Annotated in this window: 13 protein-coding genes; 1 reads left to right on the plus strand and 12 read right to left on the minus strand. The window is 41.2% G+C overall.

Features of this window, described 5'->3' with window-relative positions:
* Positions 1 to 89: 89 nt before the first annotated feature.
* The 3 genes from LV83_RS09955 to LV83_RS09965 form a co-directional block, all read right to left on the minus strand.
* A complete protein-coding gene (locus tag LV83_RS09955; RefSeq protein ID WP_111611401.1) occupies positions 90 to 320 on the minus strand; it encodes a VF530 family protein in 231 nt (76 codons plus the stop codon).
* Between the two features lie 150 nt (positions 321 to 470).
* Positions 471 to 857, minus strand: a complete 387-nt coding sequence (locus LV83_RS09960) for a VOC family protein (protein WP_111611402.1) — start codon at positions 855 to 857, stop codon at positions 471 to 473.
* Positions 858 to 906: 49 nt separating this feature from the next.
* Entirely contained in the window at positions 907 to 1,293 is a 387-nt protein-coding gene (locus LV83_RS09965; protein ID WP_111611403.1) for a VOC family protein, read from the minus strand.
* Positions 1,294 to 1,485: 192 nt separating this feature from the next.
* On the opposite strand from LV83_RS09965, the gene LV83_RS09970 reads away from it, so the two are divergent.
* Positions 1,486 to 3,117, plus strand: coding sequence for a sulfatase family protein (locus LV83_RS09970; RefSeq protein ID WP_111611404.1), 1,632 nt, complete (start codon positions 1,486 to 1,488; stop codon positions 3,115 to 3,117).
* Between the two features lie 91 nt (positions 3,118 to 3,208).
* Here the strand turns inward: LV83_RS09970 and LV83_RS09975 are convergent, their stop codons facing one another.
* The 9 genes from LV83_RS09975 to LV83_RS10010 form a co-directional block, all read right to left on the minus strand.
* A complete protein-coding gene (locus tag LV83_RS09975; RefSeq protein ID WP_111611405.1) occupies positions 3,209 to 3,967 on the minus strand; it encodes an SDR family NAD(P)-dependent oxidoreductase in 759 nt (252 codons plus the stop codon).
* Between the two features lie 75 nt (positions 3,968 to 4,042).
* Entirely contained in the window at positions 4,043 to 5,563 is a 1,521-nt protein-coding gene (locus LV83_RS09980) for a sulfatase family protein (RefSeq protein WP_111611406.1), read from the minus strand.
* A gap of 94 nt (positions 5,564 to 5,657) precedes the next feature.
* Positions 5,658 to 6,737, minus strand: coding sequence for a fatty acid desaturase family protein (locus LV83_RS09985; RefSeq protein WP_170124566.1), 1,080 nt, complete (start codon positions 6,735 to 6,737; stop codon positions 5,658 to 5,660).
* 476 nt (positions 6,738 to 7,213) lie between these two features.
* Positions 7,214 to 7,648, minus strand: coding sequence for a hypothetical protein (locus tag LV83_RS09990; RefSeq protein WP_111611407.1), 435 nt, complete (start codon positions 7,646 to 7,648; stop codon positions 7,214 to 7,216).
* A 179-nt stretch (positions 7,649 to 7,827) separates the two neighbouring features.
* On the minus strand, positions 7,828 to 9,372 hold the full coding sequence (locus LV83_RS09995; protein WP_111611408.1) for a cupin domain-containing protein: 1,545 nt from the start codon (positions 9,370 to 9,372) through the stop codon (positions 7,828 to 7,830).
* Between the two features lie 137 nt (positions 9,373 to 9,509).
* A complete protein-coding gene (locus LV83_RS10000) occupies positions 9,510 to 10,304 on the minus strand; it encodes a glycoside hydrolase family 25 protein (RefSeq protein WP_111611409.1) in 795 nt (264 codons plus the stop codon).
* A gap of 41 nt (positions 10,305 to 10,345) precedes the next feature.
* Positions 10,346 to 11,632, minus strand: coding sequence for a M20/M25/M40 family metallo-hydrolase (locus tag LV83_RS10005; protein WP_111611410.1), 1,287 nt, complete (start codon positions 11,630 to 11,632; stop codon positions 10,346 to 10,348).
* 33 nt (positions 11,633 to 11,665) lie between these two features.
* Positions 11,666 to 11,926, minus strand: a complete 261-nt coding sequence (locus tag LV83_RS21295) for a hypothetical protein (RefSeq protein WP_146613704.1) — start codon at positions 11,924 to 11,926, stop codon at positions 11,666 to 11,668.
* A gap of 108 nt (positions 11,927 to 12,034) precedes the next feature.
* The gene (locus LV83_RS10010) at positions 12,035 to 12,694 is read right to left on the minus strand and encodes a hypothetical protein (protein ID WP_111611411.1); all 660 of its coding nucleotides are present in this window, start codon (positions 12,692 to 12,694) and stop codon (positions 12,035 to 12,037) included.
* Positions 12,695 to 12,969 lie beyond the last annotated feature (275 nt).

The following is a 12,969-nucleotide window of genomic DNA, read 5'->3' on the forward strand; positions in this document are numbered from 1 at the left end:
AAATGAGAGTGGCTGTCAGGAGGGAAAAGTTTTAATTAATTGCGAAAACCTTAGTGCCTTCTTTGCGCTCTTCTTGGCTAAACAGAAACTCACTTTTTCTTCGCATCCCGCAACGACTTCAGGTATAACCCTTCCACTCGCTCTCTAGCCCAGGGTGTTTTGCGTAGGAACTTCAAGCTGGAATTGATCGAAGGGTCATGTGTGAAACATCGGATGGTAATGCGCTGTCCGAGTTCTTCCCAGCCATAGAATTCAACTAGATGCTCGACGATTTCTGCTAGCTTGATGCCGTGAAGTGGGTTGTTGGGTTGGTTTTCCAATGGATAATTTAAAATGGGTGAATTTAAAATTATGAATTGTTTTGAATAACTCGGTGATGAGGTATGAAAGTGAAGGATGAACTTCTTAGAAGTTGCTTAAAATTTAAGGAAAAGCTACATCGGTCATCTGACATCGATCATCCAGCTTTTTTATTTCCTCTCAATAAAATCCCACAAATTCCCATACAAATCCTTAAAGACGGAAACGGTCCCAAAAGCTTCCTCAGAAGGCTCTCTGATAAATTCTACCCCTTTTGCTGTGTAGTTGTGGTAATCCCGGTAGAAATTATCTGTGTATAAAAACAGGAAGACCCTTCCTCCAGACTGAAAGCCAATTTGATTTCTTTGCAGTTCGTCAGCTGCTTTTGCCAACAGCAAATGGCAAGTAGATCCGGGAGGAGCCACACGAACCCAGCGCTTCACATCACTTAGGTGAGTGTCCTCAAGTAGCTCAAATCCTAATACGTTGGTGTAGTATTCAATCGCTTCGTCGTAATCTCTGACCAATATGGCGATCTGCCCCAGTTGTTGTTTCATCTATCAAAATAGGGTAAATCCTATCTTAATAAGAAGTATATCTGTGTATTTAAGAGGTTTTTTCTGCTGAGGATACAATGTCCTCGACGATGAAAATCGCATTGTTGTTCAAATCATAGAGACCAAATTCATGTGTGCCCCAAGAGGTGTTTTTGCGAAGTTTATCGCAAGTTACTACTCCTTTGATTACTAGGGATTCAAAATAGGGCTCGATATTTTTGACAAATATGCGGACTACCGAACCTCCCAAAAGCGGATCATCAGGAGTGTCAGCATGCCATTGTAAGTGTAGCTCAATTCCTTCCAGTCGCATGCCAGCGTACATATGATCCCCGAAGGTTTTCACAAACCCAAAATTTTGATAATACCAATCCAAATCTCTAGCAATATCTTTAGAAGGTAGGACTGGGATAGTACATATAAAATCAGTTTTCATGGATAAGATATGAGCGATTGCAAAACTGGTAGATTTCACAATAAGTTACCAAAGCTGAAACTGATTCCAAAGAACTTTACTATCAATGGCGGAATTGTAGAATGTTCTAAAGCTTTGTTTTTAAGGCATGATCATAAAGTTTTAATTTCTAGGGTAAATGGAATATCTTGAATTGCTTAAACCCACTGGCCTATGAAGAATATACTTTCCATTTGTCTTCTTGCATTTTTCTTTTATTCCTGTCAAAAGGAACTACAAGAACCTGCGGAAATCACTTATCCAACACGTCCAAATATACTTTGGATTATAAATGAAGACATGTCTCCCGAGCACTTGGGCGTATATGGAGGTACAGGAGGAAAAACACCTGTTTTGGATTCATTGGCAAAAGCGGGGGTGATTTTTACCAATGCCTTTTCTACTGCGGGTGTCTGTGCTCCAAGTCGTGCAGCGCTGATTACTGGAGCATACCAAACTTCGATCGGTGCGATGCATATGCGAACGCTTTCCTTTTCTTCTGCTCCCGGCGCAAATTATCCACCTGATCATAAGCCTTATTCGACGGTGATTCCAGAAGGAATGCTTGGCTATCCAGAGTACCTTCGTATGGCAGGATACTATACTAGCAATAATGTAAAAGAGGATTTTCAATTTGAAGCTCCGGGTACCATGTGGGATGAAAGTAGTAATAAAGCGCACTGGAGAAATCGAAAAGATCCTGATCAACCCTTTTTCTCGATTTTCAATTATACCACGACCCATGAGTCACAAGTTTGGGCTAGGGAAAATGAGGGTCTCTTAGTAGATCCTGCAGACGTGACTGTGCCCCCTGTTTATCCAGATGATTCGATTACTCGGAGGACTCTGGCTAGATTTATCACCAATGTGATGCGTTTCGATGCTCAAGTGGGTGAACTCCTCCAGCAGCTTAAGGACGATGGACTGTATGAGAATACGATCATTTTTTACTACTCAGATCATGGAGATGGTATGCCATATTATAAGCGAGAGCTGTATGACCGAGGTCTGAGAGTTCCACTTTTTATAAAAGCACCTTTCATCAAACCCGGAACAGTGGATGATCAGCTAGTAAGTTTTGTGGATTTTGGGCCAACGGTTCTATCCCTTGCGGGAGTGAAAATCCCTGAAAACATGCAAGGTCAAGCGTTCTTGGGAGAGCAAAAATCAGAGCCAAGAAAGTATATCTATGCTGCTCGGGATAGAATGGATTCTGAAGTAGATAGAGTGCGTGCCGTAAGTGATGGTCGATTTAAGTACATCAAGAACTACATGCCTGAAAAGCCAAACTATCAGAAAATAGCCTACAGATTAAGCAACGCTTTGATGGTTCATTTGCTCGAGTTGCATGAAGAAGGAAAGCTGGATGAAAATCAGGAGCGGTGGTTTGATGAGAGCAAGCCTGAAGAAGAATTATATGATACTCAGTCTGATCCGTACGAATTCACTAACCTAGTAAGTGACCCGAACTATGCAGATAAACTCGCTGAGCTCCGCAATGCGCATCTAAAATGGGTGGAAGATTATGGAGATATGGCAGCTATTCCTGAAATGGAAATGGTAAGCAAATGGTGGGGAGGAGCAGATTATCCACCAACCACCAAACCCGTTGAGGTACTTGTTGGAGATGGTAAAGTGTCACTTTCATCAGCAACAGAAGGTGCTTCGATTGGCTTCAAAAAGACTGCAACTGATGTGTGGTCAGTGTATCAGGTTCCTTTTGAAATGAATGCGGGGGATTCACTCTATGTGCTAGCCCATCGAATCGGCTATGAGCCAAGCGAGGAGGCGATGGTAGTGAAGTAATGCGAGTTATGCTGCTGTCGGTGCTTGGGGATGCAAATTCCGAGCAGAGACCCTTGGGTTTTTTTCCGCCAAATAAATAGAATTATCGCTCCTACTTCACCAAAATCCCGCCATCAATGGTGTAGGCAGAACCAGTGATCCATGAGGCTTCATCGGAAACCAGAAACAAGGCCAGCGAAGCAATATCTTCTGGATCTCCAAGTCGCTTCATCAACGTGTTATTGGCTGTTTGCTGCACGATGGTGTTAGGCTCAGCAAATGCTTTGGCTGAATCCCAGATCATGGGCGTATCAACTGGGCCTGGACAAATTGTGTTCACACGGATAGTTGGGCCATAATCCAAGGCCATTTCTTTGACCAATGCTACCAGCGCGGCTTTGCTTGCACAATAAGCAGCATGGTTGGGAAAGCTTTTAAAAGCCGCGATCGAACTAGTTGCTAGGATGACTCCTCCACCATTTTTCTGCATCTCAGGAATCGCAAATCGGCACAGGTAAAACACGGAATTTAGGTTGGTTCTTATGGTTTCATTCCATTCTTCAATGGAAATATCCGTTACCGATCCCAAACCTAATTTTCCAGCATTGGTTACGACGATATCCAGTTTGCCAAAATTCCGAATAGCCTCTTGGACTAGTGTTTCATTTACTGCTAGTTGAGAAATGTCACCAGGAATGAAAACTGCTTTTCCACCCTTTTCAACAAGCTTTTTTTCTAGCTCCTTACCTCTCGTCTCATCACGACCACTCAAAATCACGGAGGCTCCTTCACTGACAAATCGTTCGGCCATGGCTTTTCCCATTCCACTCGTGGCACCAGTTATGACGGCTACTTTTTGGTTTAATCTCATTTTTGGGGTTTAATAGATGCTGCGCGCTTAGATCCCGCACTTAGGATTTGGTTTCAACCTTTTGATAGTTCTTATCTAGGGATTTGTGTCAAGACATGGAATACCTTCTTTGGCATCTTTTCCAAATGGTGGCATAATACGGTATTCCTCTATTCTTTGCTCGAAATCATAGTTTTTCAGCTGATAGCTGGGCGTATAGCGAACTTCATCCCAATACAAAGAGCGGGGATCGCTTGCTCTCAAATCTCCGGTTTCTTCCATCCAGCTTTGAAGCTTTTTCTTCATTTCGCCTTTGACAGTTGCATAGGTTTTATCCTCGGCTAAGTTCACCAATTGGTAGGGATCTGCGATTACGTCATAAAGTTCTTCCGGAGGCCTTTTGCCAAAAGCTAAACTGAAATAATCAGGCTTTCCTGCCTGAATTTTTCCCTCCATGCTCATGATCAAATACTTGGTGATGGAATTGTCCACGTCCCCATATTGACCTACCGATTGATGAACGGTGGCATCTCCGGCAGGATTTCGCTCCGGCATCATGTTTCGGATGTAAAGGTATTTGTGATCTCTAACAGCCCTCATAGGGTAGGATAGGTCCCCTTTACGCACATTTGCATGACGTTCTCTTTCCAGAAACACCTGCTCCCGGTTTTGCTTTTCTCCAGCTACTAACTGCCAAAGGGATTGGCCAGACATGGAGCTCTGCACTAGGCCTGCTGCCTCCACAAAGCTCGGAGCAAAGTCTACAAAATTCACAAAATCATCGATGACGGTTCCAGCTTGCACTTTTTTTGGCCATCTGATCACCAGAGGCATTCGCGTGCCGTAGTCGTATAAGTTAGCCTTAGCTCTAGGAAAAGGCATGCCGTTATCACTGGTCATCACGATAATGGTATTATCGAGTTCGCCCATTTCCTCCAGCATTTGGATTAGTTGTCCAGACTCTCGATCAAAGCGCTCGATCTCAAAGTAGTAATCTAGGATGTCATTTCGCACGCAGTCATTGTCTGGGAAGAAACCAGGTACGTCCACATCTTCCAATTTCATTCCCGTCTGGATTCCGGTATTAGGCACATATTCCCGATGCGGATCTGTGCTCCCAAACCAAAATGTAAAAGGTGAATCTTGTGGCTTTTCGGCTAAAAAAGCCTCGAAATCCTCATAGTTTTTTCCAGCGGGATTATGGGAAAATCCAGTGACCTGAAACTCTCCTGGCCCCCAACCTTTACGAGTGGAGCCAGTGAAATATCCTGCTTGCGCTAATATCTGTACATAGGTAGGATGGGCATTGGGGAATTCAGACCAGAGATTTCCTCCATCGCCATTTTGATGCGGATACCTACCCAATAGCACAGCTGCTCGGGAAGGAGAGCAAGAAGGGGATGCGGTATAGGCATTGGTAAATAATGCTCCTTCTGCAGCCAATCGGTCAAAAGTTGGAGTTCGCACAACTTGGTCACCATAGTCTCCAGCATGCGGATATGACCAGTCATCTGCTATCAGAAACAGGATATTTGGCTGAGGAGCTTTTGGGGCTTCTTTTTCTTTTGGACCTGAAAAAAAAGTGAGCAATAAAAGGAGAATAGTAAAGGCTGTCATGGCTACAGGGTTTAGCCAAATAAGTTAAGCTACTTCGTGCCTTGTTACAAATTTCGTCCTTTAAAGTAGAGGTGCTTTTTCGTCAGAAAATCCCCTAAGCTCTTCCTAACTGTCTCAACATATCGATATGATCACTAATAGCATCCATAAACGTGTCTCTTACTAAGTATGGCACATTGAATTCCTGAGCTGTTTCAGCAACTATAACTGAAAGCTCACGATAGTGAACGTGTGATATATTAGGAAATAAATGGTGCTCAACCTGAAAATTCAACCCACCTATAAGCCATGAAAAGAATCTACTTTTCGGTGCATAGTTGCTGGTAGTAGCCAGCTGGTGAACTGTCCAATCTCCCTCCATTTGACCCTCAGCGTCGGGCTGTGGGAAGGATGCGTCTGAGACTATATGAGCCGTCTGAAACACTGCACTGATGCATATTCCCGTGACGAAATGCATACTCAAAAATGCTAGAATGATTATATAAGTTGGCAGAGGCGCCATAAGTAGAGGAATCACAAGCGCATAAGAGTAATAGAAGATTTTCCATCCAAGAATTTTTAAGATCTCCTTTTTGAATTCTGATCCTTTTTTGAAAAAGCCCATTTCTTTGTATCGGTTTACGCGGACAAAATCCTTAGTAGTAATCCAAGAAATCGTAGAGAGCCCATAAAAAAACCAAATGTACAAGTATTGAAACCGATGGATCCAATACAGTTTAGCGTTAGGAGAAAATCTTAAGAAAAACGGGGCGTTGATATCATCATCAGCATGATCAATATTGGTATAAGTATGATGAAGTACATTGTGCTGCACCTTCCAAACATTGGCGTTGGCCCCAATGAGATTCATAGTATATCCCAAATACTTGTTCACAGTCTGATTTTTGGAATAGGAACCGTGAATGGCATCATGCATTACCCCCATGCCCACTCCAGCCATCCCAAGTCCGCTTGTAATGTATAGTGTGAAAAGTAAGTATGCATTAGCTATTACACCTGTGCAGATAATGATGATTGGGATAATAAAAACGGACAGCATAATAACAGTCTTGAAGACCATATTTGCATTCCCATAAATATTCTTGTTGTTATTTTTGAAGTGATCATTAACCCTGATTCGTAAGATTTTGGAGAATTCAGCATTTCCAGTTTTATCGAATTTTAATTTTTTCATTTGTATATGTTGCTGTGGTACCTCTTTTTCTGTTGAAAGAGTTTGGGTTTTCCTATAACTACATCTGTCGAGGTGAATTTGTTTTGAACAAATTTCAGACTCTTCCATTAGTTATTTAAATAAGTACATTCCATCAGGTAAAGGATTTTAATTCAATTCACGTTATTGTTAATGCCCTGTATCTTATTCATTTTCACACACGATTAGGAGTAGTGGATTAAAGTGAAATTCTTAAGTTTTAAGGATTCATATAATTACCACTTGGGGTGAATAGGGCTTGAGGTATGTATTTGATCTATTTTTCAAATCCATATTAGCAGAAGTTTACACTTCAAGCTGGTGATGTACTTGATTTGTAGTTTGATAGGGTGATATTAAATTTAATAAGGGTAACTAAGGCCTGATCTGTCTTAATTTTGGACTTGTCAATTCGCTTTTGTGAAAATCCTGGACTACATAAGCTTAATTTGAAATAATCAATTTTGATTGTCTTTAACAACTTTTTTGGCCTTTCTCTTTTTTATTTCCCAATAAATGGAGCCTCCTATGGCACCTATTGCAATACCAGCTGGACCGGTAATAAGAATACCTAGTAAAGGTCCTTGGTTGGCTTCAGGGGTCAAAATCAATGGGCCAAAAAAACCTAGTATGAAGCCTGCTACACCTACCCCGAGAGCTCCAGCGAGTATGTAAGATCCTTGACTCGGCTTCTTATTTTCTTTTTTTTTCCAAACATGATATGCTAGATAGCCTGCGGTAATAAAACTTGCAATGCTCGAAATTACCATTGCCCATTTCGGAGGGTCTGAATCGAAAAATATTGATACAATAGCTCCGAAAATCCAAAATGTAAAATAAAATACAGCTACAAAAGTGACAAAGGCAGATAAGATTCGGATGGTTTTTTTCATTTGTACTGGAAAACGGGTGGATTGAAAGTATGTAAAATACTAAAATTTAATGGGATGCCAGTTTGAGGCCGAGGCTATTCATTTTTAGAGAATCTGCATTTCGGTCTTGATGTTTAGATCTTCAGTGTTGGTTTTTCACAGCGCAGTTATGAGGTTTTGTTTAGCATATTCCTTTAAATTTAATTCCACTGAAATGCGAGATACCTAGTCTGTTCATTTCCCATATTTCGAATCGCATGTGGGACTGATGAGCCTAAGAAATAAACATCTCCAGCTTTACCAAGATATTTCTGGTTACCAATTTCCATCTCTGTTTCACCTTCTATCATGATTACTATTTCTGTGGCCACATGGGTGTGCGGTTCATGGCTTTTTATGCCTGGGTTCAGATTTGTCATGTGCATTTCATAGTATGGACACATGGCAGTTTCTCGGTGGAAATAATTTCGAATCCCACCTCGGTCATGCGTTTTATAGTCGAGTTCGCTGTAAGCCAAGATTTCTGATCCTGCCTTTTTTCCCCGTTCCACATCGATATCCTTTGAAGTATAAGCCATCTGATAATATGCCACGCCTTCAGATTTAGCTATAAATTCCGCTTTGTCACCAGGCATGATCACTACCACGCTGTTCGCTCCGAGAGTCTTGGATTTACCGTTCAAAGTTGCTTTTACCTCGCCTTCCTTGATGATTAAGATTTGCTCTTTTTTGGTATCGAAAAAGGCCTTCTGAGCCGATGGATTGATGAAGTTCACTGTAAAGTCCATATCATCAAGATGCATAGTTTTTCCTTTCATCAGGACGGTGTCAGCTTTACCAGAAGGAAAAGAATATACTTGTGATGCGACTCTTTCGGGCACTACATCACTCCAGAGCCAAGCTAGAGATTCTGGTAAAATCGAACCTGCATGATTGCCATTATGCCCTCCCGTACCTCCAACAAACTCATATTCATAATCCTTGAATTTCAGTGCAGACTCCATTTGCAGATTGGCTAGCCACCAATTCCCAAATTGATTATTTAGATCTGATGAGCCGTCTTGCATAAACACTTTGATGTCCTTTTTATCAGTCTTACGAATCATCGGTGGATAATTGTGTCCACCAAGGATGTCCGTGAAACTTCCAATGTGACTGAGTACTTTATGAAAAGATCCTGGATGAAACCAAGCCGCGCTGAACGCGCAAATGGCTCCGGAAGAAAGTCCGGCAATGGCTCTCATTTTAGGATCGTCAGAGATATTATAACTCTTCTTCAATTCTGGAATCATTTCATTCAACAAGAAATCACCATATGTAGAGGACATGTCATCATACTCCAAGCTTCTGTTGCTGACTCTATATGGACTTTCTGGTTCTGGCAGATTCTTATCATGGCCAGGATTGATAAAAAGCCCAATGGTCACTGGCATCTTCCCCTGCGCGATTAGATTGTCAAAAACGGTAGGGACTTTGAAATCTCCTATTGTATTGACATAGGCATGCCCGTCCTGAAAAACCATCAATGCAGCTGGCTCCGAGGCATCATATTGCGCTGGTACGTAGATATAGTAATCTCGGATGGTGTTTGGAAATGTGGTGCTCTCCCAGGAATGTTTTGACACAATTCCCTTCGGAATGGTCTCATAGACTTCTGAGTTAGGGCCGTATTCATAGCCGTCTTGAGCCTTCACACTGAATGTACTTAGTGGAAGAAAAAATAAAAGGAAGTAGTAAGTCTTCACGGTCTTTTTTGGGTTAGGTTAAAAGCACTGCTTTCGCAAATTATAATACTTTTTCACTTATCCCATGGGAAAAGAGTTTTGGATTGCCCCTTAAAGTCAAGTATTTAGAAGGTCTGAATCTAAATCAGAGTGCCTTCTTAATAGATCAGAAGTGACTCCAGCGTTTTGGGTCCACCTCTCAACACGTTTAGGTCAATCGGTTCTTTAATTCCTTTTACCCTTCCCTTTTCTGTGAATTGCCAAATGATCCACAAGTCACTTTTTGGCTCTCGGATAGGATTATAATTTGCAACCCACAAAGGATAATCTTCAAAGCCATGACCACTCAAAACCTCAAGATTGTAAGTGTCGCCTGTGTATATAATAGGTTTTACCCCAAAGTGAGCTTCGACTAAATTGAGCCAGTTTTGAATTCCCTCTCGGAGTCTATCTTTGGATTGAATCGTGGAATGCCTCTCAATATCGAGTATTGGGCGAAAATCACCGGGTTTCAAACTTACATTTTTGATGAAGTTCTCTGCTTGCAGGCTGCTATTCTGGTTGGGACGATAATAGTGATAAGCACCTCTCCTGATATTCACAGTATCTAAAGCTTTCCAATATTCCTCAAAAAGCTCATCTTGATCATCACCCATTGTTGCTCGAAAAATAAAAAATTCAATAGGTCTATCCTTTATTGTTAGCTCGATTTCTTCCCAATTGATTTTACCTTGATAATGAGAGATATCTATACCCAAAATGCCATCAGCTTGGGTTTTGAAGACGTAATCAAATTTCAATTCCTCATGCTCAGAAATTGGCTTGTTGACATAAGAAGGTTTGCCATGAAGCTGGATCCAAGTAGTATAAATAAAAAACACCGCTGCGGAGGTCAGGATCACTCCAAGAAATACTAAACCTAGCGGCGCAGACCTTGACTTTTTATTTGGCATTTATCTTTAATATCATTTCGAAGAGGCGCGAATTTACTGGTTTACCTAGTCAATCGATAAAGGAATAAGGTGCTTCTTTTGATTAATTCAGGGTATTCTTTCATGTTAATTGTTTCTCCAGGAGCATGGGCTCCATTTCCTGAAGCACCTAGACCATCTAAACAATCCACGAAGTCAGCAACAAAGGAGATGTCTCCAGCGCCGCGACTGCCTGGATCACCAGGTTTCACTTCGCCCAAATCCATTTCTTGACTCAGTTCGTTAAGTTTCTCTGCCAAAGCCAAGTTTCCTTCCGTAGGAATCATGGATGGCAATCCATCTTCAAAGGTGATTTCGGCATCGGTTTGATTTAGATGTCGGGCCACTATCGCCTTCATTTTTATTCTTGCGGCTACTTTTTGTTCTTCGCCTAAAAACCTCAAATCACCAGTTACAAATGCCTCTCTGGCAACAATATTTGTTTTGCCAAGTGCCTCTCCCTTTCCTGTTTCGGTATTATAACTGATATCTGAACCTCCAATAATCTGTCCTGGATTGAAGGTCAAATACTGTTCTCCTGCCAATTCTTCTTGGAATTCTGTTAAAATTCTTGCGGCTTCGTATATAGCTCCGTATCCCACAGACTCCCTGAAAACCCCGCTGGAGTGGGACTGTTTTCCGCTAGTTTTTAGTTTCCATCCGCTGCTGCCTCTTCTCGCTACAGTTGCGATGCCGAAACTCTGGGTAGTTTCATAAGCCAAGGCAATGTCATGTTCTTTTGCTCTTGCAATAAAATCCCTTCGTGAGAGCTCCTCATCAGCTGAGCTTTCTTCATCGCCGGTGAAATAAACGGTAATCGTTTTATCCTCCAACATTCCCAAATCATGTAAGGCTTTCAGACTCGCCAAAATCATTACATCACCACCTTTCATGTCATTTACACCTTGTCCCGTTGCGGTAGAATCATTTAAATAGGTGAAAGGAGTAAACGGCATATCTTTCTCGAAAACTGTATCGAGATGACCTATCATAAAAATCTTTTTCCCGGAATTTCCTTTGCGCGTAGCGATAAAATGTCCAGCTCTCTTGGCCTCTGGAGGAAGTTTATACCACTCTGTTTCAAATCCAATCTTTTGAAATTCCCTTTCGAAAACATCGGAAACAGCTTTTACTCCTTCCAGATTGAGTGAACCTGAATTTATATTAGTTACCTCTTCAAGAAGCGCTACGGTTGCTTGGTAGTTTTTCTCTACTTCGGCGATCAGTTTTTCTTCATCATGGGAGAGCCGTTGGGCAGAAATAGAGTAATGTAAGCCTAGAAGGAAAAATACTAAGATGATTTTTTTCATGGGAGGTGAATAAGTAGATAGAATATAAAGCTATTAAAACATCTTCAAAGAGTTGCCACTTGCAAAATGTGTAACCGGAAAGCCTAAATAATCTGATCTTAATTCCCGGATTTTAATGTGCTCACGGTTGTAGTAAAAGGAGCATTCGGAATTTAGGTAATTACCAAATCCATGATTTCTCCTACGGTGTAGTCTATCTTGGACTTTGAAAAGGCTGTAAATGGATAGGAGACTAACCCCGACCCAATCAATAGACTGGATGTTTTGATAAGATTTTCTACTGTTGGAGTTCATTTTTTGGGGTTTGCTAATCATAGAAATCCGGAGCATTTAAGATAAGTAAAAGCAACAAAAAAGCCGCTTGCTACATGCAAACGGCTCTATTTGACTTTTGGTATTTGGTTAATTCACCGAAATATTGGAGAACCAGATAAACCGATTTCCATCTGCTCCCATATGGTCTTTTACCAAGGTGATTGGGCCAAATTTTTCTTCATTTTCCCAAGTCCAAGTTCTGCCTTCGGCACCATTTCCTCTTCTAAAAGTCCATTCTAAAATTTTATGATTATCATCCAAATACAAATCATAAGCATCACCTGGAGTGTATCCCATGCCTGGTGCTTTAGCCTCTCCTGAGCTATAAACTATGGTCAGTTTAGTAGAGTTGGTGCCCTTGATCGGTGTAGGTACATTTTCCTCAGTTTCGTAGGTGTACCCAGTGTCCCAAGCCAGTTGGAATGGCATCATAAACCAATATTTGTCATTGACAAATCCAGCGTCTTTATCAGGCATAGACTCTGCAGTGAGGCTGTATGTAAATGTGGTGTCAGTTCCTGAGTAATAGACTGTACTATCTTTGATATTCCATTTCCAATCACGTGATAGTACATTCACTGAGTCGCGCTGCACATTCCATGTGTATGCTATAGAGTTTACCTCGTCAAACTTATCAAAACCATAGGCCATTGCTACTTTCATAGGCAAGGTGTCCGGCATAGTTTCTTTTGGTTGGCAAGCCTGGAGAGCCCAGACTAGCAATAATATGAGCGTAAGATTCTTCATGGATAAGTTTTTTTTATAAAGTTAACAGACTTAAGATTCAGATTGATTTTTTAGCCACTTTTTATACCTCTGGTACTCAAATAGTTGAAATAGGCTTTGGATGAATTTAAAAAACCTATTTATAAACAACATACAAAGAAATGAAGGGGGAAGAAATATTCACTTTTTCCTGTTGAAGTTACTTGCAGTATAACTTTGACTATCCAGAAGTGAATTAGCTGCGATGCAAATTATTTTCTAGTATCTGAATGCTCTAGTGATAATGGTATTCGTTA

Source organism: Algoriphagus yeomjeoni (assembly GCF_003259505.1).
GTDB lineage: Bacteria > Bacteroidota > Bacteroidia > Cytophagales > Cyclobacteriaceae > Algoriphagus > Algoriphagus yeomjeoni.